Origin of the sequence: Streptomyces venezuelae (genome assembly GCF_008642375.1) — a bacterium.
In the GTDB taxonomy this organism is placed as follows: Bacteria; Actinomycetota; Actinomycetes; order Streptomycetales; family Streptomycetaceae; genus Streptomyces; species Streptomyces venezuelae_G.
Window position 1 is genome coordinate 4,340,414 of sequence record NZ_CP029194.1, and the last position, 24,485, is coordinate 4,364,898.

21 protein-coding genes and 2 tRNA genes are annotated in these 24,485 nt (G+C 70.0%); 12 read left to right on the forward strand and 11 right to left on the reverse strand.

The window, feature by feature from the left end; translation table 11 throughout:
* Positions 1 to 203 precede the first annotated feature (203 nt).
* From rsmG to rpmH, 6 genes are all read right to left on the reverse strand, one after another.
* Entirely contained in the window at positions 204 to 920 is a 717-nt protein-coding gene (gene rsmG / locus DEJ46_RS19805) for a 16S rRNA (guanine(527)-N(7))-methyltransferase RsmG (protein WP_150268252.1), read from the reverse strand.
* Between the two features lie 118 nt (positions 921 to 1,038).
* Positions 1,039 to 1,551 carry a protein jag gene (locus tag DEJ46_RS19810; protein WP_150268254.1) on the reverse strand — a complete coding sequence of 171 codons (513 nt, stop codon included), beginning with the start codon at positions 1,549 to 1,551 and terminating at the stop codon, positions 1,039 to 1,041.
* Between the two features lie 14 nt (positions 1,552 to 1,565).
* A complete protein-coding gene (yidC, locus tag DEJ46_RS19815; RefSeq protein ID WP_150268256.1) occupies positions 1,566 to 2,894 on the reverse strand; it encodes a membrane protein insertase YidC in 1,329 nt (442 codons plus the stop codon).
* Positions 2,895 to 2,897: 3 nt separating this feature from the next.
* Positions 2,898 to 3,224 carry a membrane protein insertion efficiency factor YidD gene (gene yidD, locus DEJ46_RS19820; RefSeq protein ID WP_150268258.1) on the reverse strand — a complete coding sequence of 109 codons (327 nt, stop codon included), beginning with the start codon at positions 3,222 to 3,224 and terminating at the stop codon, positions 2,898 to 2,900.
* On the reverse strand, positions 3,221 to 3,592 hold the full coding sequence (rnpA, locus tag DEJ46_RS19825) for a ribonuclease P protein component (RefSeq protein ID WP_150268260.1): 372 nt from the start codon (positions 3,590 to 3,592) through the stop codon (positions 3,221 to 3,223). Before rnpA ends, yidD begins: the two co-directional genes overlap by 4 nt.
* A 21-nt stretch (positions 3,593 to 3,613) precedes the next feature.
* A complete protein-coding gene (gene rpmH, locus DEJ46_RS19830; protein ID WP_006381191.1) occupies positions 3,614 to 3,751 on the reverse strand; it encodes a 50S ribosomal protein L34 in 138 nt (45 codons plus the stop codon).
* 340 nt (positions 3,752 to 4,091) lie between these two features.
* Here rpmH and dnaA point away from each other — a divergent pair, with 340 nt between their 5' ends.
* The 11 genes from dnaA to DEJ46_RS19890 all read left to right on the forward strand — a co-directional run bounded on the left by dnaA (position 4,092) and on the right by DEJ46_RS19890 (position 18,245).
* Positions 4,092 to 5,849 carry a chromosomal replication initiator protein DnaA gene (gene dnaA / locus DEJ46_RS19835; protein WP_150268262.1) on the forward strand — a complete coding sequence of 586 codons (1,758 nt, stop codon included), beginning with the start codon at positions 4,092 to 4,094 and terminating at the stop codon, positions 5,847 to 5,849.
* Between the two features lie 875 nt (positions 5,850 to 6,724).
* Positions 6,725 to 7,855 carry a DNA polymerase III subunit beta gene (gene dnaN, locus DEJ46_RS19845; protein WP_015034855.1) on the forward strand — a complete coding sequence of 377 codons (1,131 nt, stop codon included), beginning with the start codon at positions 6,725 to 6,727 and terminating at the stop codon, positions 7,853 to 7,855.
* Between the two features lie 110 nt (positions 7,856 to 7,965).
* On the forward strand, positions 7,966 to 8,844 hold the full coding sequence (gene gnd / locus DEJ46_RS19850; RefSeq protein ID WP_150268264.1) for a phosphogluconate dehydrogenase (NAD(+)-dependent, decarboxylating): 879 nt from the start codon (positions 7,966 to 7,968) through the stop codon (positions 8,842 to 8,844).
* Between the two features lie 59 nt (positions 8,845 to 8,903).
* Positions 8,904 to 10,025, forward strand: coding sequence for a DNA replication/repair protein RecF (recF, locus tag DEJ46_RS19855; RefSeq protein ID WP_150268266.1), 1,122 nt, complete (start codon positions 8,904 to 8,906; stop codon positions 10,023 to 10,025).
* A complete protein-coding gene (locus DEJ46_RS19860) occupies positions 10,022 to 10,591 on the forward strand; it encodes a DUF721 domain-containing protein (protein ID WP_150268268.1) in 570 nt (189 codons plus the stop codon). Before recF ends, DEJ46_RS19860 begins: the two co-directional genes overlap by 4 nt.
* A 312-nt stretch (positions 10,592 to 10,903) precedes the next feature.
* Entirely contained in the window at positions 10,904 to 12,934 is a 2,031-nt protein-coding gene (gene gyrB, locus DEJ46_RS19865; protein ID WP_150268270.1) for a DNA topoisomerase (ATP-hydrolyzing) subunit B, read from the forward strand.
* Positions 12,935 to 12,975: 41 nt separating this feature from the next.
* Positions 12,976 to 15,615, forward strand: a complete 2,640-nt coding sequence (gyrA, locus tag DEJ46_RS19870; protein WP_150268271.1) for a DNA gyrase subunit A — start codon at positions 12,976 to 12,978, stop codon at positions 15,613 to 15,615.
* A 106-nt stretch (positions 15,616 to 15,721) separates the two neighbouring features.
* Positions 15,722 to 16,306, forward strand: coding sequence for a DUF3566 domain-containing protein (locus tag DEJ46_RS19875; RefSeq protein ID WP_150268272.1), 585 nt, complete (start codon positions 15,722 to 15,724; stop codon positions 16,304 to 16,306).
* A gap of 156 nt (positions 16,307 to 16,462) precedes the next feature.
* Positions 16,463 to 16,536 (forward strand) — tRNA-Ile (locus DEJ46_RS19880).
* A 168-nt stretch (positions 16,537 to 16,704) separates the two neighbouring features.
* Complete coding sequence (locus tag DEJ46_RS19885) at positions 16,705 to 16,839, forward strand: DLW-39 family protein (RefSeq protein ID WP_003958712.1); 135 nt, start codon at positions 16,705 to 16,707, stop codon at positions 16,837 to 16,839.
* An 83-nt stretch (positions 16,840 to 16,922) separates the two neighbouring features.
* On the forward strand, positions 16,923 to 18,245 hold the full coding sequence (locus tag DEJ46_RS19890; protein WP_317852185.1) for a hypothetical protein: 1,323 nt from the start codon (positions 16,923 to 16,925) through the stop codon (positions 18,243 to 18,245).
* Between the two features lie 15 nt (positions 18,246 to 18,260).
* On the opposite strand, the gene DEJ46_RS19895 is transcribed toward DEJ46_RS19890, so the two are convergent.
* Entirely contained in the window at positions 18,261 to 19,631 is a 1,371-nt protein-coding gene (locus tag DEJ46_RS19895) for a serine/threonine-protein kinase (protein ID WP_150268274.1), read from the reverse strand.
* Between the two features lie 63 nt (positions 19,632 to 19,694).
* Positions 19,695 to 20,243: a helix-turn-helix domain-containing protein gene (locus DEJ46_RS19900; RefSeq protein ID WP_150268275.1), complete on the reverse strand. Its 549-nt coding sequence runs from the start codon at positions 20,241 to 20,243 to the stop codon at positions 19,695 to 19,697.
* A gap of 129 nt (positions 20,244 to 20,372) precedes the next feature.
* On the opposite strand from DEJ46_RS19900, the gene DEJ46_RS19905 reads away from it, so the two are divergent.
* Positions 20,373 to 20,445 (forward strand) — tRNA-Ala (locus tag DEJ46_RS19905).
* A 56-nt stretch (positions 20,446 to 20,501) separates the two neighbouring features.
* On the opposite strand, the gene DEJ46_RS19910 is transcribed toward DEJ46_RS19905, so the two are convergent.
* From DEJ46_RS19910 to DEJ46_RS19920, 3 genes are all read right to left on the reverse strand, one after another.
* Positions 20,502 to 21,080, reverse strand: coding sequence for a TetR/AcrR family transcriptional regulator (locus DEJ46_RS19910; protein WP_150268277.1), 579 nt, complete (start codon positions 21,078 to 21,080; stop codon positions 20,502 to 20,504).
* 30 nt (positions 21,081 to 21,110) lie between these two features.
* Positions 21,111 to 21,527 carry a RidA family protein gene (locus DEJ46_RS19915; RefSeq protein ID WP_150268279.1) on the reverse strand — a complete coding sequence of 139 codons (417 nt, stop codon included), beginning with the start codon at positions 21,525 to 21,527 and terminating at the stop codon, positions 21,111 to 21,113.
* Positions 21,528 to 21,696: 169 nt separating this feature from the next.
* A complete protein-coding gene (locus DEJ46_RS19920) occupies positions 21,697 to 24,216 on the reverse strand; it encodes a tetratricopeptide repeat protein (protein WP_150268280.1) in 2,520 nt (839 codons plus the stop codon).
* Between the last annotated feature and the right edge of the window lie 269 nt (positions 24,217 to 24,485).

Sequence of the window (24,485 nt, forward strand, 5' to 3'; positions counted from 1 at the left end):
TCTGTGGGTGAATCCACCTCTGTGGACAACTCCGTAACCCTCGCGAGTGGCTTCACGCGGGGCTTACGGTCCCGGGGCGTGGCAGCCGCGCGACCGCGGCTGATGATCCCCTGCAGCAGGGAGCGACGTTTCACGTGAAACACCATGCCCCTGCTGCACGGTCGGAGCCGTTCGACACTCCGAAAATGGTACGTATGCGACGCTCAGCGGCGTCGGCGGGTCTTGCTCGTCCGGGCGGCCTTGGCGCGCTTGGCCGCGAACCGCACACCGCCCGGGCTCTCACCGACCTCTACCCGGACGACCGTGGACAGCGGATCGACAATCCCCTCGCCCACGTGCAGCACTGAGGTCTCCACCACACCGAGCCTGGAGAGCGCGGCGCGGGCACCGTTGAGCTCCTCCTCCGCCGTGTCGCCCTTGAGCGCCAGCATCTCGCCGTACGGGCGGAGCAGGGGAACGCCCCAGCCGGCCAGCCTGTCCAGCGGGGCCACGGCGCGGGCGGTCACCACGTGGACGGGTGTGATCTTGCCGAGCATCTCCTCCGCGCGGCCACGGACCACCGTCACATGGTCGAGGCCCAGCAGCTCGACGACTTCCTGGAGGAAGTTCGTCCGGCGCAGCAGCGGCTCCAGGAGAGTGATCTTGAGGTCGGGCCGGACCAGCGCAAGCGGGATGCCGGGAAGACCGGCGCCCGAGCCCACGTCGCAGACCGTGACGCCCTCGGGGACGACCTCCGAGAGGACGGCACAGTTCAGCAGGTGCCGCTCCCACAGCCGCGGGACCTCACGCGGGCCGATCAGGCCGCGCTTCACACCCGCGTCCGCGAGGAGCTCCGCGTACCGCACGGCCTCCGGGAAGTACTCACCGAAAACCGTGCGCGCCTGCTCCGGCGCCTCCGGGAGCTCCGCTGCCTCCGTCACGGGGAACCGTCCTTCCGTACCGCACGCAATCCCTGCGAGCGCACTGTGGTGGCTGACTATCAGGCTGACAAAGATCGGCCCCGCCTGCGAACAGACGGGGCCGACACTACGAGAGGGATCAGGCCGGAAGTACGACGACGAAGCGCTGCGGCTCCTCGCCCTCGGACTCACTGCGCAGACCGGCGGCGGCGATCGCGTCGTGCACGACCTTGCGCTCGAACGGGGTCATCGGGTCCAGCTTGACCGGCTGCCCGCTGGACTTCACCTCGTCCGCGGCCTTGGCGCCCAGCTCGGCGAGCTCGGTGCGCTTCTGGGCGCGGAAACCCGCGATGTCGAGCATGAGCCGGCTACGGTCACCGGTCTCACGGTGCACGGCCAGGCGGGTCAGCTCCTGGAGGGCCTCCAGGACCTCGCCGTCGCGGCCCACGAGCTTCTGCAGGTCACGGCTGCTGGATTCGCTGACGATCGAGACCGCGGCGCGGTCCGCCTCGACGTCCATGTCGATGTCGCCGTCGAGGTCGGCGATGTCGAGCAGACCCTCGAGGTAGTCGGCCGCGATCTCACCCTCCTGCTCCAGGCGGGTCAGGGTGTCGCCACCCTCGGCGGCGGCGGAGGTGATGCCTTCCGTCACGGATGGTCTCCTTCTTACTTCTTGGACGACGGGTGCTTGGGCCGCTGCTGGCCCTTGCGCTGACCGGACTTGCCCTGGCGGGAGCCTCCGGAGTTGGCACGGGGGCGCGCGGGCTTGTCACCCTGCGCCTGGTCCTTCGCCTCGTCCTTCGTCTCGGCCGCAGCGGCCTTCGCCGAACCCTGCGGCTTCTTCTCCAGCGAGGTGGTCGCCTGCTCGGCGGCCGGCTCGGAGCCTTCCTCGGCGTCCTTCGCCGCGGCCTGCTGCGCCGCAGCGGCCTGGCGCTGGGCCTTGGTCTGGCGCTTGGGCTGCTGCCGCTTGGCGGCGGCACCACCCTCGGCCTCGGCCACGATCGTGTCGCTCTTGATCACGGTGCCGTCGGCCTGGGCCGCGAAGCCGGCCTTGGTCAGACCCACGAAGAAGCGGCGCTCGTTCTCGTTGCGGTCGCTGCCCTTTTCGACGATGACCTTGACGACGGCCTTCCGGCGGCGACCGCGGACCTCGCCGTGATGCGTGACGCTCTTCAGCAGTCGCTGGAGGTAGGAGTCCTGCGCCTTGCTGCCCGGGGTCGGGTTCTGGTTGATCACGTACATCTGCTGGCCCATGGTCCACACGTTGGTGGTCAGCCAGTAGACGAGGACACCGACGGGGAAGTTGACACCCATGACGGCGAAGATCACCGGGAAGATGTACATGAGCATCTTCTGCTGCTGCATGTACGGGGTCTTCACCGAGAGGTCGACGTTCTTCATCATCAGCTGGCGCTGGGTGAAGAACTGCGAGGCCGACATCAGGACGATCATGACCGCGGTGACGATACGGACGTCGAGCAGGGTGGCGTTGAGCGCCTCGACCTTCTCCGGGCTGTCCGTGAACTTCGCCGCGATCGGGGCACCGAAGATGTGGGCCGTCCGGGCGCTGTCCACCAGCGCCTGGTTCATCGCGCCGATTTCCTTGCCCGACGCGATGTTGGACAGCACGTGGTACAGAGCGAAGAAGAACGGCGACTGCGCCAGGATGGGAAGGCACGAGGAGAGCGGGTTGGTACCCGTCTCCTTGTACAGCTTCATCATCTCTTCGGACTGACGCTGCTTGTCGCTCTTGTAGCGCTCCTGGATCGCCTTCATCTTCGGCTGGAGCGCCTGCATGTTCCGGGTCGACTTGATCTGCTTGACGAACAGCGGGATCAGGCAGATACGGATCAGCACCACCAGGGACACGATGGACAGGCCCCAGGCCCAGCCCGTGTCAGGGCCGAAGATCGCCCCGTACACCTTGTGGAACTGGACGATCACCCATGAGACAGGTGTGGTGATGAAGCTGAACAGACTGGCAATCGTGTCCACTAATCAGGCTCCTTGAGCATTGGGCGAGGTCTCGGCGGCCGGGCTCGGCTCGGCGGTGGACCCGCCCTTGTCGCCGCGCAGCGCGTTCCTGAGCATTTCGTGCCAGCGAGGACGCTTCCGCAGGGGGACATGGTCCACACCGCCGGGCGACCACGGGTTGCACCGCAGGATGCGCCAGGCGGTCAGGGCCGTGCCCTTGATCGCGCCATGCCGGTCGATGGCCGTGAATCCGTAGTGGGAACACGACGGGTAGTACCGGCAGACAGGCCCCAGAAGAGGGCTGATCGTCCACTGGTACAGCTTGATGAGAGCCAGCAGCGGGTACTTCATCGCGCGCCCCCTCCCAGCAACCGCTGAAAAGCGGCGTCCAGGTCTCGGGCCAGCTGTGCGTGGTCGGCGTCACCGGCTCCGGGCAACGCCCGTACGACCACCAGGCTACCGGGGGGCAGCTGGATGAGGCGGTCTCGGAGAAGATGGCGCAGGCGACGCTTCACCTGGTTGCGTACGACCGCACCGCCTACGGCCTTGCTCACGACGAAACCCGCACGCGTCGGGGGAGCGCTCTCCCCAGGCGCGTGCGGGTCCGTTGCACCGCTGCGTAGGTGGACGACGAGGAGCGGGCGACCGGCCCGGCGACCTCGGCGTACCGCGGTTGCGAAGTCCTCGCGCCGCCTCAGCCGATTCTCGGTAGGCAGCACGTCATGACCTGTTTAAGTGGATCAGGCGGACAGGCTCGCGCGACCCTTGCCACGGCGGTTCGCCAGGATGGCGCGGCCGGCACGGGTACGCATGCGCAGGCGGAAGCCGTGGGTCTTCGCGCGACGACGGTTGTTCGGCTGGAAGGTGCGCTTGCTCACTCGGGGGCTCCAGAAATGATTCGGGTGGTGGCGGGACATCGCCTGGCTGTCACCGTGCGCCCACGAGTAGCTCGTAACGCCCGATAGCACCGCTTCGCGACCACGGAACGTGATCTTTGCCCATCGGAGGCAGGCGGCAGCAGCCATCGACAACTCGACCTGGTCACGGTACGCGCGGCTACGCCATCCGGTCAAACCGACCTGTCGCCATGGTCCATTATGCACAGGCTGTGGACAACAACTTGAACCACGTCAGCCGCCCCGACTACCGTGGTGAGACTCCACAGTCTTTTCCGTTCTGTCCTGCCCTGTCCTCACGGACCCGTAGAAAGCGTGCCCCGTGGCTGACGTACCTGCCGATCTTGCCGCAGTGTGGCCACGCGTCCTCGAGCAGCTCCTGGGCGAGGGCCAGCAGGGGATCGAGGCCAAGGACAAGCAGTGGATCGAGCGCTGCCAGCCGCTCGCCCTGGTCGCGGACACCGCTCTTCTCGCCGTGCCCAACGAGTGGGGCAAGCGCGTCCTCGAAGGCCGGCTCGCCCCGCTGATCAGCGAGACCCTGAGCCGTGAGTGCGGCCGCCCGATCCGGATCGCGATCACCGTCGACGACTCCGTCGGCGAGCCGACCCCGCCCGCGCCTCCCGTGCAGCAGCCCCGCTACGACGAGCGCCCGCAGCCCGAGCCGTACGAGAAGTACGAAGGCTACGGTCACCGTCCGATGCCCGACGACGGGCTGCCCACCGCGCGCCCGGCCTACCCGGACTACCAGCAGCCGCAGCGGCCCGACCCCGGCGCCTGGCCGCGCACCCAGGAGGACCTGTCCTGGCAGCAGCCGCGGCTCGGCGGCTATCAGGAGCGCGCGCCGTACACCGGTCCGGAGCAGTCCCGGCAGACGCACTACGACGAGCCTCCCCGGGGCTACGAGCAGCCGCAGCGGCCCGAGCGCGCCGAGCTGCCCGACCCGCAGGGCCCCGGTGCGCGCCCCGGCCCCCGGCCGGGCGGCGGTCCGGTCCACGGCGGTCCCGGTTCCTCCTCCTCGGGGCAGGGCGCCGGCGCGCCGGGGGAGCAGCACGCGCGGCTGAACCCCAAGTACCTCTTCGACACCTTCGTCATCGGTTCCTCGAACCGCTTCGCGCACGCCGCCGCCGTCGCGGTGGCCGAGGCGCCGGCGAAGGCGTACAACCCGCTCTTCATCTACGGGGAGTCGGGGCTCGGCAAGACCCACCTGCTGCACGCCATCGGCCACTACGCGCGGAGCCTCTACCCGGGCACGCGCGTGCGGTACGTGAGCTCCGAGGAGTTCACCAACGAGTTCATCAACTCGATCCGCGACGGCAAGGGCGACGCCTTCCGCAAGCGCTACCGCGATGTGGACATCCTGCTCGTCGACGACATCCAGTTCCTCGCGAGCAAGGAGTCGACGCAGGAGGAGTTCTTCCACACCTTCAATACGCTGCACAACGCCAACAAGCAGATCGTGCTCTCCTCGGACCGGCCGCCCAAGCAGCTGGTGACCCTGGAGGACCGGCTCCGCAACCGCTTCGAGTGGGGTCTCACCACCGACGTGCAGCCGCCCGAGCTGGAGACGAGGATCGCGATCCTCCGCAAGAAGGCGGTGCAGGAGCAGCTCAACGCCCCGCCGGAGGTGCTGGAGTTCATCGCCTCCCGGATCTCGCGGAACATCCGCGAGCTGGAGGGGGCGCTGATCCGGGTGACGGCCTTCGCGAGCCTCAACCGGCAGCCGGTGGACCTGGGCCTCACCGAGATCGTCCTCAAGGACCTGATCCCCGGCGGCGAGGACAGTTCGCCGGAGATCACCGCGCCGGCGATCATGGCGGCCACGGCCGACTACTTCGGGCTGACGGTGGAGGACCTCTGCGGATCGTCGCGCAGCCGCGTCCTGGTGACGGCTCGGCAGATCGCCATGTACCTGTGCCGTGAGCTGACGGACCTGTCTCTGCCGAAGATCGGCGCTCAGTTCGGCGGCCGCGACCATACGACGGTGATGCACGCGGACCGGAAGATCCGTGCCCTGATGGCGGAGCGACGCTCCATCTACAACCAGGTCACCGAGCTCACGAACCGTATCAAGAACGGCTGACGGACCGCCGCGACAGCAGTGCCGAAGGGCGCCCCTGGACACCTCCTGGGGCGCCCTTCGGCGTTCCCGAAGCCGTTTCCGGGGCGCTCTTCAGCGTTCTCGAACCCGCTCCGGGGGCGCCCCTGTTCGCTGTGCACAGCTGTGTACGAGCGCGGGGTGTTCGATTACGCCGTTCCGGTGGCGGGTTCTCCACAGATTGGGGGATGATCTCCCGTCCACAGGGTGGGGACTGTCGAGTTATCCGGATCGTGTCCACAGGCCGAGCTATTGACAGGTCATCACCCCAGGTCAAGCCCTTGTGGATTTGTTGGCAACCACTCTCCACAGCCTGTGGATGAAATCTTCGTCCACAGGGGGCCCCGGAAGTTGTCCACTGGCTGCCCACAGGGGGTCGGTCGTTGCCCACAGCTTCTCCACACCCCTGTCCACTGTTCGGCAACGAATCACCCCCGCTCACCGGGCCGAGTGAAAGCGGTCACACCAAGGGAGACGTTTGGGCTGTGGGGAACCTGGGGAAAGCTGGGGACAGCGCTGGGGAGAACTCCCCATGGCCTGTGTACCGGGTGTGCAGAACTTTTGGGTGTCCACAGAGAACCCTGGTTGTCCACGGGTTCCACCCACAGGGTCGGTGGACAAAAAAGCGGGCCTGACCTGGGAAAACGACGTTATCCACCGTTTCCACAGGCCCTACTACTACTCCCACATAGAGTTAGCCCGGAATTCGCTTCGAAGTGGGACCTGTGCACAACTCGCCGCCGGAGCTCCGACGCGCTCTCGTCGCGACTTGACCCCGAGCAGCACCGAGTGTCGGCGGCGTACGTCAGACTGGTTCCCGCAGTCGACGAAGAGCCAGCAACAAGCAGGAGGCGGTTCCGGTGAAGATCCGGGTGGAGCGCGACGTACTTGCCGAGGCGGTGGCCTGGGTGGCCCGCAGCCTCCCGGCCCGTCCGCCGGCTCCCGTGCTCGCGGGCCTTCTCCTGAAGGCCGAGGACGGCGCGCTGAGCTTCTCGAGCTTCGACTACGAGGTCTCGGCCCGCGTCTCCGTCGAGGCGGAGGTCGAGGAGGACGGCACCGTCCTCGTCTCCGGCCGGCTGCTCGCCGACATCTGCCGCGCCCTCCCCAACCGTCCGGTGGAGATCTCCACAGACGGTGTACGGGCGACCGTGGTCTGCGGCTCCTCCCGCTTCACCCTCCACACCCTGCCTGTGGAGGAGTACCCGGCGCTGCCGGAGATGCCCACCGCGACCGGCACGGTCCCCGGTGAGGTCTTCGCCTCCGCCGCCGCGCAGGTGGCGATCGCCGCCGGCCGTGACGACACGCTGCCCGTCCTCACCGGTGTGCGCATCGAGATCGAGGGCGACACGGTCACCCTGGCCTCCACCGACCGCTACCGCTTCGCGGTCCGCGAGTTCCTGTGGAAGCCGGAGTCCCCGGACGCCTCCGCGGTCGCCCTGGTGCCCGCCAAGACCCTCCTGGACACCGCCAAGGCGCTCACGAGCGGCGACACGGTCACCCTGGCGCTCTCGGGCTCCGGCAAGGGCGAGGGCCTGATCGGCTTCGAGGGCGCGGGCCGCCGCACCACCACCCGGCTGCTCGAAGGCGACCTGCCGAAGTACCGCACGCTCTTCCCCACCGAGTTCAACTCGGTCGCGGTGATCGAGACGGCGCCCTTCGTCGAGGCCGTCAAGCGCGTGGCCCTGGTCGCCGAGCGCAACACCCCGGTCCGCCTGAGCTTCGAGCAGGGCGTGCTGATCCTGGAGGCCGGCTCCAGCGACGATGCACAGGCTGTGGAGCGTGTGGACGCGCAGCTGGAGGGCGACGACATCTCGATCGCCTTCAACCCGACCTTCCTCCTGGACGGCCTGAGCGCGATCGACTCCCCGGTCGCCCAGCTCTCCTTCACGACCTCCACCAAGCCGGCGCTGCTCAGCGGCAAGCCGGCCCTGGACGCCGAGGCGGACGAGGCCTACAAGTACCTGATCATGCCGGTCCGACTGTCCGGTTGATCCCGTTCTTCTGGGGCATCGCCTGAGCGGCTGACCCCACAGGTGTGCACCGGGGTCCGGGCGTAGGCTCGGACCCGGGTAAACCGCACACGACGCTTAAGGAATCTCTGATGGAGCTCGGTCTCGTCGGTCTCGGCAAGATGGGCGGCAACATGCGCGAGCGCATCCGCCGCGCAGGCCACACCGTCATCGGATACGACCGCAACCCGGACCTCGCCGATGTCCACAGCCTCGAGGAGCTTGTGGGCAAGCTCAAGGGTCCGCGCGTCGTGTGGGTCATGGTTCCGGCCGGTGCCGCGACCCAGTCCACGATCGACGAGCTGGCCGACCTGCTCTCCCCCGGCGACATCGTCGTGGACGGCGGGAACTCCCGCTGGACCGATGACGAGAAGCACGCCGAGGAGCTCGCCGCCAAGGGCATCGGGTTCGTCGACTGCGGCGTCTCCGGCGGCGTCTGGGGCCTGGAGAACGGCTACGCGCTGATGTACGGCGGCTCCGCCGAGGACGTGGCGAAGGTCCAGCCGATCTTCGACGCGCTCAAGCCCGAGGGTGAGTTCGGCTCAGTCCACGCGGGCAAGGTCGGCGCCGGTCACTTCGCGAAGATGGTCCACAACGGCATCGAGTACGCGATGATGCAGGCCTACGCCGAGGGCTGGGAGCTCCTGGAGAAGGTCGACTCCGTCACCGACGTGCGCGAGGTCTTCCGCTCCTGGCAGGAGGGCACGGTCATCCGTTCCTGGCTGCTGGACCTCGCGGTGAACGCGCTGGACGAGGACGAGCACCTGGACAAGCTGCGCGGCTACGCGTCGGATTCCGGCGAGGGCCGGTGGACCGTCGAGGCCGCCATCGACAACGCCGTACCGCTGCCGGCGATCACCGCGTCGCTGTTCGCGCGGTTCGCCTCGCGTCAGGACGACTCCCCGCAGATGAAGATGATCGCCGCGCTGCGCAACCAGTTCGGTGGCCACGCGGTCGAGACGAAGAAGTAATCCACAGGCTGTGCACCCCGCGGTGCACAGCCGCCGGGGGAAGAAGGTCGGCGCCCACCATGCACGTCACGCATCTGTCGCTGGCCGACTTCCGCTCGTACGCCCGGGTCGAGGTTCCGCTCGACCCGGGCGTCACCGCGTTCGTGGGGGCGAACGGCCAGGGCAAGACCAATCTCGTCGAGGCGGTCGGCTATCTCGCGACCCTCGGCAGCCATCGCGTCGCCTCGGACGCCCCGCTGGTGCGGATGGGCGCGGAGCGGGCGGTCATCCGGGCCGCCGTCACCCAGGGCGAGCGCTCCCAGCTGATCGAGCTGGAGCTCAACCCCGGCCGGGCCAACCGCGCCCGGATCAACAGGTCCTCGCAGGTCAGACCGCGTGACGTGCTGGGGATCGTACGGACGGTGCTGTTCGCGCCGGAGGACCTCGCCCTGGTCAAGGGCGATCCAGGCGAGCGCCGCCGCTTCCTCGACGAGCTGATCACGGCACGCACACCGCGCATGGCGGGCGTGCGCTCCGACTACGAGCGCGTGCTCAAGCAGCGCAACACCCTCCTCAAGTCCGCCGCCATGGCGCGGCGCCACGGCGGCCGGGGCATGGACCTGTCCACGCTCGACGTCTGGGACCAGCACCTCGCGCGCGCCGGAGCGGAGCTGCTCGCGCAGCGCCTCGACCTCATCCACACCCTGCAGCCGCTCGCCGACAAGGCGTACGAGCAGCTCGCGCCGGGCGGGGGACCGATTCTTCTGGAGTACCGCCCTTCCGCGCCGGGCGCCGGGCACACCCGCGAGGAGCTGTACGAGCAGCTGATCGCCGCGCTCGCCGAGGTCCGCAAGCAGGAGATCGAGCGGGGCGTCACGCTCGTCGGACCGCACCGGGACGAGCTGCTCCTGAAGCTCGGGGACCTGCCGGCCAAGGGGTACGCGAGCCACGGCGAGTCCTGGTCGTACGCGCTGGCGCTGCGGCTCGCCTCGTACGACCTGCTGCGCTCCGAGGGCAACGAGCCGGTCCTCGTCCTCGACGACGTCTTCGCCGAGCTGGACGCGCGCCGACGCGAGCGGCTCGCGGAGCTGGTGGCGGGCGGCGAGCAGGTGCTGGTGACGGCGGCGGTGGACGACGACGTGCCGGGGGTCCTCGCGGGGACGCGGTACGAGGTGGCCGGCGGGACGGTGGAGCGGGTATGAGCGAGCAGCCGTCACTCGGTGCCGGGGCGCCGGAGCAGCCGGAGGGACCCAGGATTCCCGAGGCCTCGGGTGTCGACCTGGCGCGGGTCGCGCTGCGCGCTGCCAAGGAGCAGGCGAAGGCACGGGGCGCCGCCGCCCAGCAGAAGAAGCAGGCCCGGCGTGGAGGCGGTCTGCGCTCCGGTGCGCGCGCCGACGGACGCGACCCGATGGCGCTCGGTGCGGCGATCAACCGGCTGATCACCGAGCGCGGGTGGGAGACCCCCGCGGCGGTCGGCGGGGTCATGGGGCGCTGGCCGCAGATCGTCGGCGAGGACCTGGCGAAGCACTGCGTACCGCTGAAGTTCGACGACGAGCCGGACGCGCGGGTGCTGACCGTGCAGTGCGACTCGACGGCGTGGGCGACGCAGCTGCGGCTGCTGGCGCCGCGGTTGGTGGCTCGGTTGAACGAGGACCTGGGGCACGGGACCGTGCGGGTCATCAAGGTGCTGGGACCGGGGGCGCCGCGGCGGGGGTACGGGCCGTTGCGGGCGCCGGGGTCTGTGGGGCCCGGAGATACGTACGGGTAGCTCGTGGACGGGCGGCCCTCGTGGCGCGGGTCCGAGCAGGCGGCGAGGCGGAACGCATGCCCGCGAACGGGAGGCGGAGCACCTGCCCACGGGCCGTCACCTCTCGAAGCGCTAGGTGGCCGTCAGGGGCCTCTGGAGACCCTGTCTGGATATGGGGAGTCGTCTTGGGTCCGCTCAGGGCGGCACATGCGGACTCAGGGACCGGCAAACCCCCATGACTGTCAGCGCTACCGGTAGACTGGGAGACAATCCCGCCACCCTGCGGAACATGTCGAACGACGCAGCCGCTCCCGCATGCCCGGAGAACGGCCTGTGCTGTGCCAGAAAGGGCGCTTCGTGGCCGATTCCGGCGACCCCAACGAGAACAACCAGTACACCGCCAGCAACATCCAGGTCCTTGAGGGTCTGGATGCGGTGCGTAAGCGCCCCGGTATGTACATCGGCTCGACCGGTGAGCGCGGTCTGCACCACATGGTGCAGGAGGTCGTCGACAACTCGGTCGACGAAGCCCTGGCAGGCCACGCGGACACCATCGACGTGACGATCCTGCCCGACGGCGGCGTGCGCGTCGTCGACAACGGGCGAGGCATCCCCGTCGGCATCGTCGCGTCCGAGGGCAAGCCGGCTGTCGAGGTCGTGCTGACGGTGCTCCACGCGGGCGGCAAGTTCGGCGGCGGCGGCTACGCGGTCTCCGGCGGTCTGCACGGCGTCGGCGTCTCCGTCGTCAACGCCCTCTCCACCAAGGTCTCGGTGGAGATCAAGACCGACGGTCACCGCTGGACGCAGGACTACAAGATGGGTGCTCCGACGGAGCCCCTCGCCCAGCACGAGAAGACCGACGAGACCGGCACGTCGGTCACCTTCTGGGCCGACCCGGACATCTTCGAGACGACCGAGTACTCCTTCGAGACGCTCTCGCGCCGCTTCCAGGAGATGGCCTTCCTCAACAAGGGCCTGACGATCACGCTCACCGACGAGCGCGAGTCCGCCAAGGCCACGGTCGGCGCCGACGACCCGGACGCCGAGGCGGCCGCCGAGCCGGCCGCGCGCACGGTGAAGTACCACTACGAGGGCGGCATCGTCGACTTCGTGAAGTACCTCAACTCGCGCAAGGGCGAGCTGATCCACCCGACCGTCATCGACCTCGAGGCGGAGGACAAGGACAAGGCCCTGTCCCTCGAGGTCGCGATGCAGTGGAACAGCGGCTACAGCGAGGGCGTGTACTCCTTCGCCAACATCATCCACACCCACGAGGGCGGCACGCACGAGGAGGGCTTCCGTGCGGCGCTGACCTCGCTGATCAACAAGTACGCGCGCGACAAGAAGCTGCTCCGCGAGAAGGACGACAACCTCACGGGCGACGACATCCGCGAGGGTCTGACCGCGATCATCTCGGTCAAGCTGAGCGAGCCGCAGTTCGAGGGCCAGACCAAGACCAAGCTGGGCAACACGGAGGCGAAGACCTTCGTCCAGAAGGCGGTCTACGAGCACCTCAACGACTGGCTCGACCGCAACCCGGTCGAGGCCGCGGACATCATCCGCAAGTCGATCCAGGCCGCCACCGCGCGCGTGGCCGCCCGCAAGGCGCGCGACCTGACCCGCCGCAAGGGCCTCCTGGAGTCGGCCTCGCTGCCGGGCAAGCTCTCCGACTGCCAGTCGAACGACCCGGCCAAGTGCGAGATCTTCATCGTCGAGGGTGACTCCGCCGGCGGCTCGGCCAAGTCCGGCCGTAACCCGATGTACCAGGCCATCCTGCCGATCCGCGGCAAGATCCTGAACGTCGAGAAGGCCCGGATCGACAAGATCCTGCAGAACACCGAGGTCCAGGCGCTGATCTCGGCCTTCGGCACCGGAGTCCACGAGGACTTCGACATCGAGAAGCTCCGCTATCACAAGATCATTCTGATGGCGGACGCCGACGTCGACGGTCAGCACATCAACACCCTGCTCCTGACCTTCCTCTTCCGCTTCATGCGCCCGCTGGTCGAGGCCGGTCACGTCTACCTCTCGCGCCCGCCGCTCTACAAGATCAAGTGGGGCCGGGACGACTTCGAGTACGCGTACTCGGACCGCGAGCGGGACGCGCTCGTCGCGCTCGGCAAGCAGAACGGCAAGCGGATCAAGGAAGACTCGATCCAGCGCTTCAAGGGTCTCGGCGAGATGAACGCCGAGGAGCTGCGCGTCACCACCATGGACGTCGAGCACCGCGTCCTCGGCCAGGTCACCCTGGACGACGCGGCGCAGGCCGACGACCTGTTCTCGGTGCTGATGGGCGAGGACGTCGAGGCACGGCGCTCGTTCATCCAGCGCAACGCCAAGGACGTTCGCTTCCTCGACATCTGAGTCGGTCTCAGCTGACCGTACGAAAGGACTGACGACCAGCAATGGCCGACGAAAACACTCCCGGCACCACCGAAGAGCAGGAACCCGTGCTGCGGATCGAGCCCGTCGGGCTCGAGACCGAGATGCAGCGCTCGTACCTCGACTACGCGATGTCCGTCATCGTGTCCCGCGCGCTGCCCGACGTACGGGACGGCCTCAAGCCCGTCCACCGGCGCGTGCTGTACGCGATGTACGACGGCGGCTACCGGCCCGAGAAGGGCTTCTACAAGTGCGCCCGCGTCGTCGGCGACGTCATGGGTACGTACCACCCGCACGGCGACTCCTCGATCTACGACGCGCTCGTCCGCCTCGCGCAGCCCTGGTCGATGCGGATGCCGCTCGTCGACTCCAACGGCAACTTCGGTTCCCCGGGCAACGACCCGGCCGCCGCCATGCGGTACACCGAGTGCAAGATGATGCCGCTGGCCATGGAGATGCTCCGGGACATCGACGAGGAGACCGTCGACTTCCAGGACAACTACGACGGCCGCAACCAGGAGCCGACGGTCCTGCCGGCCCGTTTCCCGAACCTGCTGGTCAACGGCTCGGCCGGCATCGCCGTCGGTATGGCCACCAACATCCCGCCGCACAACCTCCGCGAGGTCGCGGCCGGTGCCCAGTGGGCGCTGGAGCACCCCGAGGCCACGCACGAGGAGCTCCTCGACGCGCTGATCGAGCGGATCAAGGGCCCGGACTTCCCGACCGGCGCGCTCGTCGTCGGCCGCAAGGGCATCGAGGAGGCGTACCGCACGGGCCGTGGCTCGATCACGATGCGCGCTGTCGTCGAGGTCGAGGAGATCCAGAACCGCCAGTGCCTGGTGGTCACGGAGCTGCCGTACCAGACCAACCCCGACAACCTCGCGCAGAAGATCGCCGACCTGGTGAAGGACGGCAAGGTCGGCGGCATCGCCGACGTCCGCGACGAGACCTCGTCCCGGACCGGCCAGCGCCTCGTCATCGTGCTCAAGCGCGACGCCGTCGCCAAGGTCGTGCTGAACAACCTCTACAAGCACACCGACCTGCAGACGAACTTCGGCGCGAACATGCTGGCGCTCGTCGACGGCGTGCCCCGCACCCTCTCGCTCGACGCGTTCATCCGCCACTGGGTGACGCACCAGATCGAGGTCATCGTCCGCCGGACGAAGTTCCGGCTGCGCAAGGCCGAGGAGCGCGCCCACATCCTGCGCGGCCTCCTCAAGGCGCTCGACGCGATCGACGAGGTCATCGCGCTCATCCGCCGCAGCGACACGGTCGAGGTCGCGCGCGCGGGTCTGATGGACCTCCTCCAGATCGACGAGATCCAGGCCAACGCGATCCTGGAGATGCAGCTCCGCCGGCTCGCCGCCCTGGAGCGCCAGAAGATCGTCGCCGAGCACGACGAGCTCCAGGCCAAGATCAACGAGTACAACGCGATCCTGGCCTCGCCGGAGCGTCAGCGCGGCATCGTCAGCGAGGAGCTCGCGGCGCTCGTCGAGCGGTTCGGCGACGACCGCCGGTCCAAGCTCGTGCCCTTCGACGGTGACATGTCCATCGAGGACCTGATCGCCGAGGAGGACATCGTCGTCACGATCTCCCGCGGCGGCTATGTGAAGCGGACGAAGACCGAGGACTACCGCTCGCAGAAGCGCGGCGGCAAGGGTGTCCGCGGGACGAAGCTGAAGCAGGACGACATCGTCGACCACTTCTTCGTCTCCACCACCCACCACTGGCTGCTCTTCTTCACCAACAAGGGCCGGGTCTACCGGGCCAAGGCGTACGAGCTGCCGGACGCCGGCCGGGACGCCCGCGGGCAGCACGTGGCCAACCTGCTGGCCTTCCAGCCGGACGAGCAGATCGCGCAGATCCTGGCGATCCGCGACTACGACGCCGCGCCCTACCTGGTGCTCGCCACCAAGGCCGGCCTGGTCAAGAAGACCGCGCTGAAGGACTATGACTCGCCCCGCTCGGGCGGTGTCATCGCCATCAACCTCCGTGAGCGCGAGGACGGCAGCGACGACGAGCTGATCGGGGCCGAGCTGGTCTCCGCCGAGGACGATCTGCTTCTGGTGAGCAAGAAGGCGCAGTCGATCCGCTTCACGGCCACGGACGACGCTCTCCGCCCGATGGGACGTGCCACCTCGGGCGTCAAGGGCATGAGTTTCCGAGCTGACGACGAACTGCTCTCGATGAATGTCGTCCGGCCCGGTACGTTCGTCTTCACCGCGACCGACGGCGGGTACGCGAAGCGCACCCCCGTCGACGAGTACCGCGTCCAGGGCCGTGGCGGCCTCGGAATCAAGGCCGCCAAGATCGTGGAGGACCGCGGCTCGCTCGTGGGCGCGCTGGTGGTCGAGGAGACCGACGAGATCCTCGCCATCACGCTGTCCGGCGGTGTGATTCGTACGCGAGTCAACGAAGTCAGGGAGACCGGCCGTGACACCATGGGCGTCCAGCTGATCAACCTGGGCAAGCGCGATGCCGTCGTCGGCATCGCACGGAACGCCGAGGCCGGCAGCGACGTCGACGATGTGGACGGCGTGGACGGCGTGGACGATGCCGAGGGCGCCATCGAGGCGACCGAGGCCGCGGTGGTCGAGACCGCAGTGGTCGAGGCCGAGGCAGTCGAGGGCACGGAGCCCTCGGCAGGGGAGCACGAGGAGTAAGAGCGTGAGTGGAGCCACGGGCGCCGGATCGGCGGCCGCCGGAGCTTCTGCTGGTGCTGGAGCGAACGGCGCCCGTGGCTCCGCCACGGACTCCCAGGGGGTTGCGGTGACGGACAGCCGAGGGCAGCAGCCCTCGTACGAGACCTACAGCGGGCCGCTGCCCGGCGAGCGCGCGGGTGCGCAGCAGCCGGGCGGCCCGTACCACCCGCCGCAGGCGTACGGCGCTCCGGCGCCGGGCGGCCAGGCGGGTGGCACGCTGGGCGGCCAGACGGGCGCCGGAGCGGTGCGCAGGCCGCGTACGGGGGCGAGCACCACGCCTCGTACGCGCAAGGCGCGGCTGCGGGTGGCGAAGGCCGATCCGTGGTCGGTGATGAAGGTGAGCTTCCTGCTCTCCATCGCGCTGGGCATCTGCACGGTCGTCGCCGCGGCGGTGCTGTGGATGGTCATGGACGCCATGGGCGTCTTCTCGACGGTCGGCGGCACGATCAGCGAGGCCACGGGCTCGAACGAGTCCAACGGCTTTGACCTGCAGTCGTTCCTGTCACTGCCGCGGGTGTTGATGTTCACCTCGGTGATCGCCGTGATCGACGTGGTCCTGATGACCGCTCTGGCGACGCTGGGCGCGTTCATCTACAACCTGTCGGCCGGCTTCGTCGGTGGCGTGGAGCTCACGCTCGCCGAGGACGAGTGACCTGCTGATCCGCCTTCCGGTCGACCTTCCGGTCGATCTTCGGGAGGCCGCCGGGTGACCTGCGAGGGGGCCGGGCCGGAACCGATTTTGGGACTGGCCCCCACGTGCGCTAATCTTCAGGAGTCAGCGCGCGGGACACACACCGCAAAGCGCGGCGGGGCTATAGCTCAGTTGGTTAGAGCGCATCCCTGATAAGGATGAGGCCACAGGTTCAAATCCTGTTAGCCCCACAGTATCGATCGACCCGGACGGTTCCTCCGTCCGGGTCGATTTGTTTGTCCGGGCAGGACAAGGACGCTTCGGGGGTTTGAAACTCGTACAGGTCACCGATCGGTATCGGTCGATGTGTAGAGTGGGCGTCAGAAGTCTCCTACGTCAACGAAAGACGAGGTCGCGCGGTGAAGAAGCTTCTCCTGGTCGCACTGGCCGCCATCGGCGGGCTCCTCGTGTACCGCCAGATCCAGGCGGATCGCGCCGAGCAGGATCTGTGGACGGAGGCGACCGACTCCGTGCCCGCAGGTTCGGGTGTCTGAGACGAGAACCGTCTGTGGGTGAAGCCCCGGCCGCGCGTGAGCGGGCCGGGGCTTTGCTTTGCCTGAGCGAATAAAGTGCTTGCTTGAGTGAAGGGGAGAAGGGCGTGAAGACGCAGGCCGGCATCGGACGCATGGGGCGGGGGGCCGGGGCCCTGATCGCGGCGGTCGCCGCAGTGGGCGCGGTGACAGCGCTGCCGGGCCAGGCGCGGGCGGACGACGCAGGCGCGCTCCCGCCGTACGCCTTCGACGGCGCGGCCACGCGCGTCAAGGGCGCCGCTTCGAGCTCGGACGCCGTGCAGCTGAAGCCCGGGCAGACGTACCGGGACACGCTGAAGAAGGACGGCAAGGTCTACTACCGCGTCGACCTCGACGACAAGATCAACAGCTACGTCTCCGTCGTCGCCGTGCCCAAGCCCGGGGGCAAGGTCGAGTACGGCGACGGCTTCAAGGTCAGCATGCAGGACGGCTCCGGCACCGACTGCGGCCACCAGCAGGTGTCGTTCTCCTCCGCCGAGTACGCCCGCCCGCTCGCCGGGTACGCCCGCCGCATGATCGACGCGGACAGCTCCAGCTGTCAGAAGGCGGGCGCCTTCTACGTGCTCGTCGAGCGCACCTCGAAGGCGACCTCGGCCCCGGACGACTGGGAGCTGGAGATCCGGCACCTGTCCGAGCCGGGACTGAAGAAGGCCGGCCCGACCGAGCTCCCCGAGGCCTGGTCCTCCGCCACGCCCCCGCCGCCGACGGGCGGCCCGCAGAAGCGGCAGGGCGGCGCCGGCTTCCATGACGCCGTCTCGCTGACGCAGGGCGAGTGGCGGTCCGACATCCGGCCCGGGCAGACGCTCTTCTACCGGGTGCCCGTCGACTGGGGGCAGCAGCTCTTCGCCACCGCGGAGCTGGGCAGCAGCTCCGCCTCGGACGAGTACGTCAGCTACGCGCTGGTGCTCTCCCTGGACAACCCGGCGCTCGGTCACGTCGACGAGAACACCGGGACGTACGACGGGAAGCCCGCGACGCTCGCGCTCGACCCGCAGCGGCCGGTGGCGCACGAGAACCGCACCTCGTACAACGACGCCGCGAACGGCATGCGGTTCGCCGGCTGGTACTACCTGTCGGCCACGCTCAGCCCCGAGGTCGCCAAGGAGTACGGGGACAAGCCCGTGCCGCTGACGCTGCGGGTGAACGTCACGGGGAACGCGAAGCCAGGGCCCGGGTACGACGGGGACCCGGGGCCGTTCGCGGTGACCGCCGACGACAAGGAGGCGGCGGCGAACGGCGCGAGCGGCTCGCAGGCGGCGGAGGGCGACGGCGCCATGCAGCTCGTCGCGGTGGCCGGGATCGGCACCGGCACAGCGCTGCTGCTCGGCCTCGGAGCGTGGACGCTCATGGCACGGCGGCGGGCGGCTTAGGGCCTGTCCGGCGGGTCAGGTCTGGGCGAGGGCCCAGAAGCCGACCGCGAGGCACACCAGGGCGAGCAGCAGGACCGGGACCGTCACCTTCGGGGGCGGTCCCGGTCGGCGTACGGGGGCCAGGGGCGCGGTCCCCGCCATGTGCGCCGGTGCCGTGTGCTGATCGGGAACCTGAACGGGGCGGGCGGTGTATGGATGAGTAGGGGCCTGTCCGTACGGCGCCCCGGCCGTGGGGGCCTGGTCGAAGGAGGGGGTGGGCGTCGGATGCGTGACCGGCGGGGTCAGGTGGAAGCTGCCCGTCTCGGACGGGTTCGGCACCGGCGCGTGGGCCGGGGCGGCCGCCGGCACGGGTGGCTGGTGCTGGGGCTGGTACGGGGCCTGTGCCGGGTGCTGCTGGGGTGGTACGGGCGTGCTGGGCGGCGTCGGTACGCCGTCGGTGACGGTGGCGGCGCCGAGCTGGCCCGGGACGGCGCCGTACGCGCCGGGGGCGGGCGTGCCAGCGGGGCCCGTGGGGCCCGTGGGGCCGAAACCGGCGGGCAGGGGGCCGATCTGGTCGAAGATCTCGACCGGAGGCTCGTCGGGACGCGGCTCGGGCAGCATCTCGACGGCGGCGTCCAGTGCCTTGCGCGCGCCCGTGGCCGACCGGAAGCGGGCCTGCGGATCGGGCTGGAGCAGTCCGGCGAGCACCTGCCACAGCGGCTCGGGAATGCCCTCGGGGGCGCTCGGCGTGCCGTACGTGAGGAAGTGCGTGACGAGGGCCTGGGAGTCCGGGCTGCGCCCCTGGAGCAGATAGAGGGCGACCAGGCCGACGGCGAACAGGTCGGCGGTGAAGTCGGGCTCCGCGCCGAGGAGTTGCTCGGGAGCGAAGTAACCGGGCGTGCCGACGACGTAGTTGGTCTCGGTGAGCCGGGGCTCACCCTTGCGCATCGAGATGCCGAAATCGGACAGCCGCAGGTGCGGCCGCCCGGTTCCGGTGACGTCCAGAAGGATGTTGGCGGGCTTGATGTCCCGGTGGACGACGCCTTCGGCGTGCACCGTTGCCAGACCCGAGAGCAGCTGGTCGAGCAGGGTGCAGACGAAGCGGGGCGGCAGCGGGCCGTAGTCCCCGACGACGTGCGCCAGAGAGCCGCCGGCGACCAGGTCCATCGTGAAGAGGACCTTGTCGTCGTCGGCGGCCCAGCTGGCCGGCGCGAGGACGTGCGGATGGTCGATCCGCATCGCCTGCTCGCGGACGAAGCGGAGCAGCGTGTGGGCGTCGCTCTGCTGGAGCACCTTGGCCGCCACGTACCGGCGGCGGCGGTGGTCCCAGGCGCGCCACACGGCGCCCGCCCCGCCCCGTCCGATCGGGTCGATCAGCTCGTACCGACCAGCGAAGACCTCACCCATCGCGCTGCGCCCGCTCCCCGTCGTGTCGTTTCTCCCCGGAACCGGCCGAGCGCCGGTCCCGCGTCAGTTCTGGTGCGACTCGTAGTGCGCGACCGCGTCCGCGGTGCGCCCCGCGCCGTACACCCGGAGGAACTCTGCCAGTTCCGGGTGCGCCGGGGCGAGGGAGTCCGCCGCGTCGATGATGTCGCCCGCTGCCGCCACGGACCGCAGCAGGGACTGGATCTCGCGGACCACGCGGCGCACGGTCGGTGCGCCGGAGCCGGTGGCGGTCTGGGCCGTGCTCGTGAGGACGGAGCCGCCCTGGGACTTCTTGACCTCGTCCATCCGGTCGGTGGCCTCGGCGGCGCTGACGCTGCCGTCGGCGACCTGGACGGCGAGCTCCTGGAGGGCCTGGACGCGCTGGACGACGGCCGGGTTGCCGATCTTGGCTCGCTGGCCGCTCATCAACTGGGACAGCATGGGCGCGGAGAGCCCGAGCACGGCCGCGAGCCTGGCCTGATTGAGCCCGAGATCGTCGATCAGCCGACGGAAGAGCGCCCCCAACGGCTCCCCGTACCAACTGCGCTGAAGCTCTCTGGCTCTTGCCGTGGCTTCCTGCTGCGCTGCGTCCATTACTTCTCCCCATCCCTTAGGTTCGCCACTGCGAACCTCGATCAGCATCTTACGGAGAGTGGTCGTTGACCGGGAGTCCCTATCCTTTTGCCGGACATGGGGGGAGACCCGGTACGCTGTTCTCGTTCCGGGGCCTTAGCTCAGTTGGTAGAGCGCTGTCTTTGCATGGCAGATGTCAGGGGTTCGACTCCCCTAGGCTCCACCTGGATGCACCCTCCTGATCCGCGCCAGCGCGATCAGGAGGGTGTTTTTCGTGCCCTACAGGTCCGCGAGGGCGCTCTCCACGGTGTCCAGGAGGGCCTGCCGGTCCCGCTGGATCCTGCCGAGGACGCGCAGGCCGTAGTACGTGCTCTGGAGGCGGCGGGCGAGGGCGCGGAGGTCGCCCGTGGAGCGGATCTCGCCGCTGTGGCGGCCGGCGGCGAGGATCGCGTACAGCTCGGTCTCGACCCGGTCGAAGCTGCGCCGGACGACCTCCCTGACGTCCTCGTCCGGGGCGGCGGACTCGACGGCGGCGTTGATCGCGAAGCAGCCGCGGCCCTCGGCCTCGTCGAGGTCCGCGTCGACGGCGTGGATCATCATCGCGCGCAGACGGTCCTTGACGGTGCCGGGGCCCTGGAGCAGCGCGATCTGCTCGGCGGTGCCGGTCTGGTGGTACCGGTCGAGGGCGCGGAGGTAGAGCGCGCGCTTGCCGCCGAAGGCGTTGTAGAGGCTCGAAGGCCCGAGGCCCGTGCTGTCGCAGAGGTCACGGGTCGACGTGCCCTCGTAGCCGTGGCGCCAGAACGTCTCCATGGCCGCGGTCACGACACGCTCCTCGTCGAACTCTCGCGGCCTGGCCATGGTCACAGCCTAGGACGTCGGCCCCCGGGCTCAGGCGGCGGTGGCGACCGCCTCGATCTCGATCAGCCAGTCGGGGTCCGCGAGCGCGGCGACCTGGACGAAGGACTCCGCGGGGAAGGGCTCGGCGTAGTGCTTCGCGCGGAGGGCGGCGAAGGCCTCCTGGTGGGGGCCGGAGATGTCCGTGACGAAGACGGTGAGCTTCACCAGCCGGTCGAGGCCGGAGCCCGCGTTGGTCAGGACGGTGGACACGTTGGCCAGGGCCTGGGCGGCCTGCGCCGCGAAGTCCCCGCGCCCGACGGTGTCGCCGGCGGCGTCGACCGGTGCCTGGCCCGAGGTGAAGACCAGGCCGCCCGCGCGGATGCCGAGGGAGATGCCGGCTTCCTCGTACCAGTCGGGATCCGCCGTGACGCGGACGCGGGTGAGGGGAGACGGGGAGGACGGTGCCATGGCTGGTGCTCCTTCTGCTCTGCCGTGCTTCGTTGACCCTTCGTCAGGCAGGGACCGTAGCAGGTTTTGGATCGATCGATTCAAAATGAGGTCGGGCGGTCGGCCGTACTTGTCGTGCGCCCGACTTCTGCTGCCTGCTTCCCGCTGCCTGCTTCCGCTTTCGGGGTGGTCAGTGCGCGTCGGGTGCGAGCTCCCGAAGGAGTGCTCCGGCTGCCGCCCGGTGCTCGGCTGCCCCGGCCGGGTCCTTCGTGTCGAGCACGACCGCGATCCCCTCGTGGGCCAGCGCCTCCGCGTGCCGGTTGCCCAGCCTCGGGGCCAGCTCCAGGGCCTGCCGGTGCAGCCGCAGGGCCTCGTCCGGGAGGCCCGCGAGCCGGCAGGTCTCGGCGTATCCGTCCAGGAAGTGGATCTTCCAATGCTCCTCGAAGACCTCGTCGAGCAGCGCGAACGCCTCCCGGTGACTGTCCAGGGCCTCCTCGTAGCGGCCCATCTGCCGCAGCGCGACTCCCCGGCAGTTCAGGCACCACGCCTGGTTGTGGAGGTGCCCGTCCTCACGGGCCACCGCCAGCGCCCGCCCCAGGTGCTCCACCGCCTCCTCGGGTTCCTCGGGCGCGACGGCTACACCGAGGGTGATCCGGGCGGTCAGCGCGGGCGGCCACGTGGGGTCGGTGTGGGGGATGCCCAGCACCTCCCTGGCCCGCAGCGCCGCCTCCTCCCGCTGACCCAGCTGGAGCATCGCCCAGGCCTCCGACGCGGCCGCGTGGGCCGCGCCCGTCGGGCTGCCGGCCTGCTCGTACAGCTTCCCCGCCAGCCGGAAGAGGTCGAGCGGCTCCTCGACGTGGCCCGCGTCCCAGCTCAGGTAGCCGCGGCGCAGGGCCAGTTCGGCCTCGGCCCGGGTGTCCCCCGCGCGGGCGGCCTCCCGCTCGGCCGCCTCGTACGAGGCGGTGGCCTCCGCCATCCGGCCCGCGTTGTAGCGCGCGAACCCCAGGTCGCTGTGCGCCTCGGCCAGCTGCAGAGGGTCCCCCAGGCGCTCGGCGGCGGCCAGTGAACGCTCGAAGAGGTAGTTGAGGTGGGACGTGCCGCAGCGGCGGGCGAAGTACGCCCGCAGGAAGCGCGGCAGCTCGCACACGTGCGTGTCGGCGCCGACGGCGGCGGCCGTCTCGAAGGCGGCCAGGAGGTTCCCGTACTCCATGACGAGCCAGGTGAAGGCGGCGTTCTTGTCGGCGAACCGGGGCAGCGCGGCCGGCGCCACACCGGCGGAGGCCGGGCGGCCGGGCGCCAGGTACGGCATTGCGGCGTCCGCCGCCGCCGTCGCGTGGACGTAGTAGTCGAGTACGCGGTGGAGGGCCCGCTCCCGTTCGGGCGCCGCGTCCTGCTCCGCCACGGCCCGGCGGGCGTGCTGGTGCACCAGGTCGTGCAGCCGGTAGCGGCCCGGCGTCGGCTCCTGGACGAGATGCGCGTCCAGCAGGTCCTCCAGGGACGCCCTCGCCTCGCGCAGCGGCAGGTCCGCGAGCGCCGCCACCGCGTACGCGTCGAAGGACTCCCCCGGCAGCAGGCCGAGCTGCCGGAACAGCCGGGCCCTGGCACGGTCGAGCTGCCGTACGGACATGGCGAACGCCGCACCGAACTCGGCGTCGACCTCGCTCGCGCCCTCACTCGCCCCCTCGGCCATCCGCTCGGCGAGGATCCCCACGGTCCAGCCCGGCCGGTGCCGCAGCCGCGCAGCGGCCAGCCGCAGGGCCAGCGGAAGCCGGCCGCACAGCCGCAGCACCTCGGCGGCGGACTCCGGATCGCGCGCGAGCCTGCTCTCGGGCCCGCCCGGGTCGCCGCTGGCCCGGGCGAGCAGCTCCGCGCTCTCCTCCGCGCTCAGCACGTCGAGCGAGACCGGCGGCACCTCGTCCAGGCCGAGGAGGCGGTTGCGGCTCGTGATCAGGGCGACAGAGGGGCCGGCTCCGGGCAGCAGCGGGCGGACCTGCTCGGCGTCGGCGGCGTTGTCGAGGACCACGACGACCCGGCGGCGCGCCAGCTCGGACCGCCAGCAGGCGGCCAGCTCCTCGACGCCCTCGCGCGGGACCTTCTCGGAGGGGACGTCGAGCGCGGCGAGCAGCATCCGCAGCGCGGAGTCGGGGTCGAGCGGCGGCCGGCCCTCGGTGAAGCCGTGCAGGTCCACGTAGAGCTGGGCGTCCGGGAAATCGGCGGCGAGCCGGTGCGCCGCGTGCACCGCGAGGCAGGACTTGCCCACACCCGCCATGCCGTCGACGGAGACCGCCCGGTGGCTCTCGACGGCGGCGAGCACGGCGGCGAGCCGCTCCTCGCGCCCGGTGAAGTCGGGCACGTCGCGGGGGAGGTCGTTGCGGGGCAGCGGCCGGATCTGCCGGCTGCTCTTCGGGGGCGCGGGCAGGGGGTTCGAGCTCCGCTCCCACAGGGGCCGCAGGGGGCGGGGGTCCCGCTTCACCAGGCGGCACAGGGCGACCACGGCGGGCCAGGGCGGCACGGTCAGGCCGTTCAGGTAGCGCGAGAGCGACGAGGAGCTGAGGCCGGTGTCCCGGGCGAGGGCCCGTACGCCGAGACCGGACAGCTCGTGGAGCAGGCGCAGCCGGGCGGCCAGCTCCTCCTGCGGGTCGACGCCTCCCGCGGCTCCTCCCGATCCTCCCGGGCCTCTGCCCTGCGAGTCGGCCGGTCGTGCGTCCATGGTTCCCCCGTCGTCGCGTCCTGCTGCGGTGCTGCGGTGCTGCGGTGCTGCGGTGGTGCCGTGCTGTTGTGCTGCGGTGGTGCGGTGGTGCCGTGCTGCGGTGTCGCTGCCCTGTCGCCGTCCCGTTCGGGTCGAAGTCTTCCGAGCCAACTCGCCGCAGGTCAAGGCTGCTTCACCTGTCCCACGGTGTCCCACGGCGATGGCCGCGACGGGCGGAACGGGCTGTCATGGAGTCACGCCCCGAGGGAACGGGGCACCGACCCGGAAGA

Bases quoted from the DNA above. Each gene is read 5' to 3' on its own strand.
- gyrA (WP_150268271.1), top strand. From the start codon at position 12,976: ATGGCCGACGAAAACACTCCCGGCACCACCGAAGAGCAGGAACCCGTG.
- DEJ46_RS19920 (WP_150268280.1), bottom strand. From the start codon at position 24,216: ATGGACGCACGACCGGCCGACTCGCAGGGCAGAGGCCCGGGAGGATCG.
- DEJ46_RS19900 (WP_150268275.1), bottom strand. From the start codon at position 20,243: ATGGACGCAGCGCAGCAGGAAGCCACGGCAAGAGCCAGAGAGCTTCAG.
- gnd (WP_150268264.1), top strand. From the start codon at position 7,966: ATGGAGCTCGGTCTCGTCGGTCTCGGCAAGATGGGCGGCAACATGCGC.
- DEJ46_RS19910 (WP_150268277.1), bottom strand. From the start codon at position 21,080: ATGGCCAGGCCGCGAGAGTTCGACGAGGAGCGTGTCGTGACCGCGGCC.
- DEJ46_RS19895 (WP_150268274.1), bottom strand. From the start codon at position 19,631: ATGGGTGAGGTCTTCGCTGGTCGGTACGAGCTGATCGACCCGATCGGA.
- DEJ46_RS19860 (WP_150268268.1), top strand. From the start codon at position 10,022: ATGAGCGAGCAGCCGTCACTCGGTGCCGGGGCGCCGGAGCAGCCGGAG.
- yidD (WP_150268258.1), bottom strand. From the start codon at position 3,224: ATGAAGTACCCGCTGCTGGCTCTCATCAAGCTGTACCAGTGGACGATC.
- DEJ46_RS19915 (WP_150268279.1), bottom strand. From the start codon at position 21,527: ATGGCACCGTCCTCCCCGTCTCCCCTCACCCGCGTCCGCGTCACGGCG.
- recF (WP_150268266.1), top strand. From the start codon at position 8,904: ATGCACGTCACGCATCTGTCGCTGGCCGACTTCCGCTCGTACGCCCGG.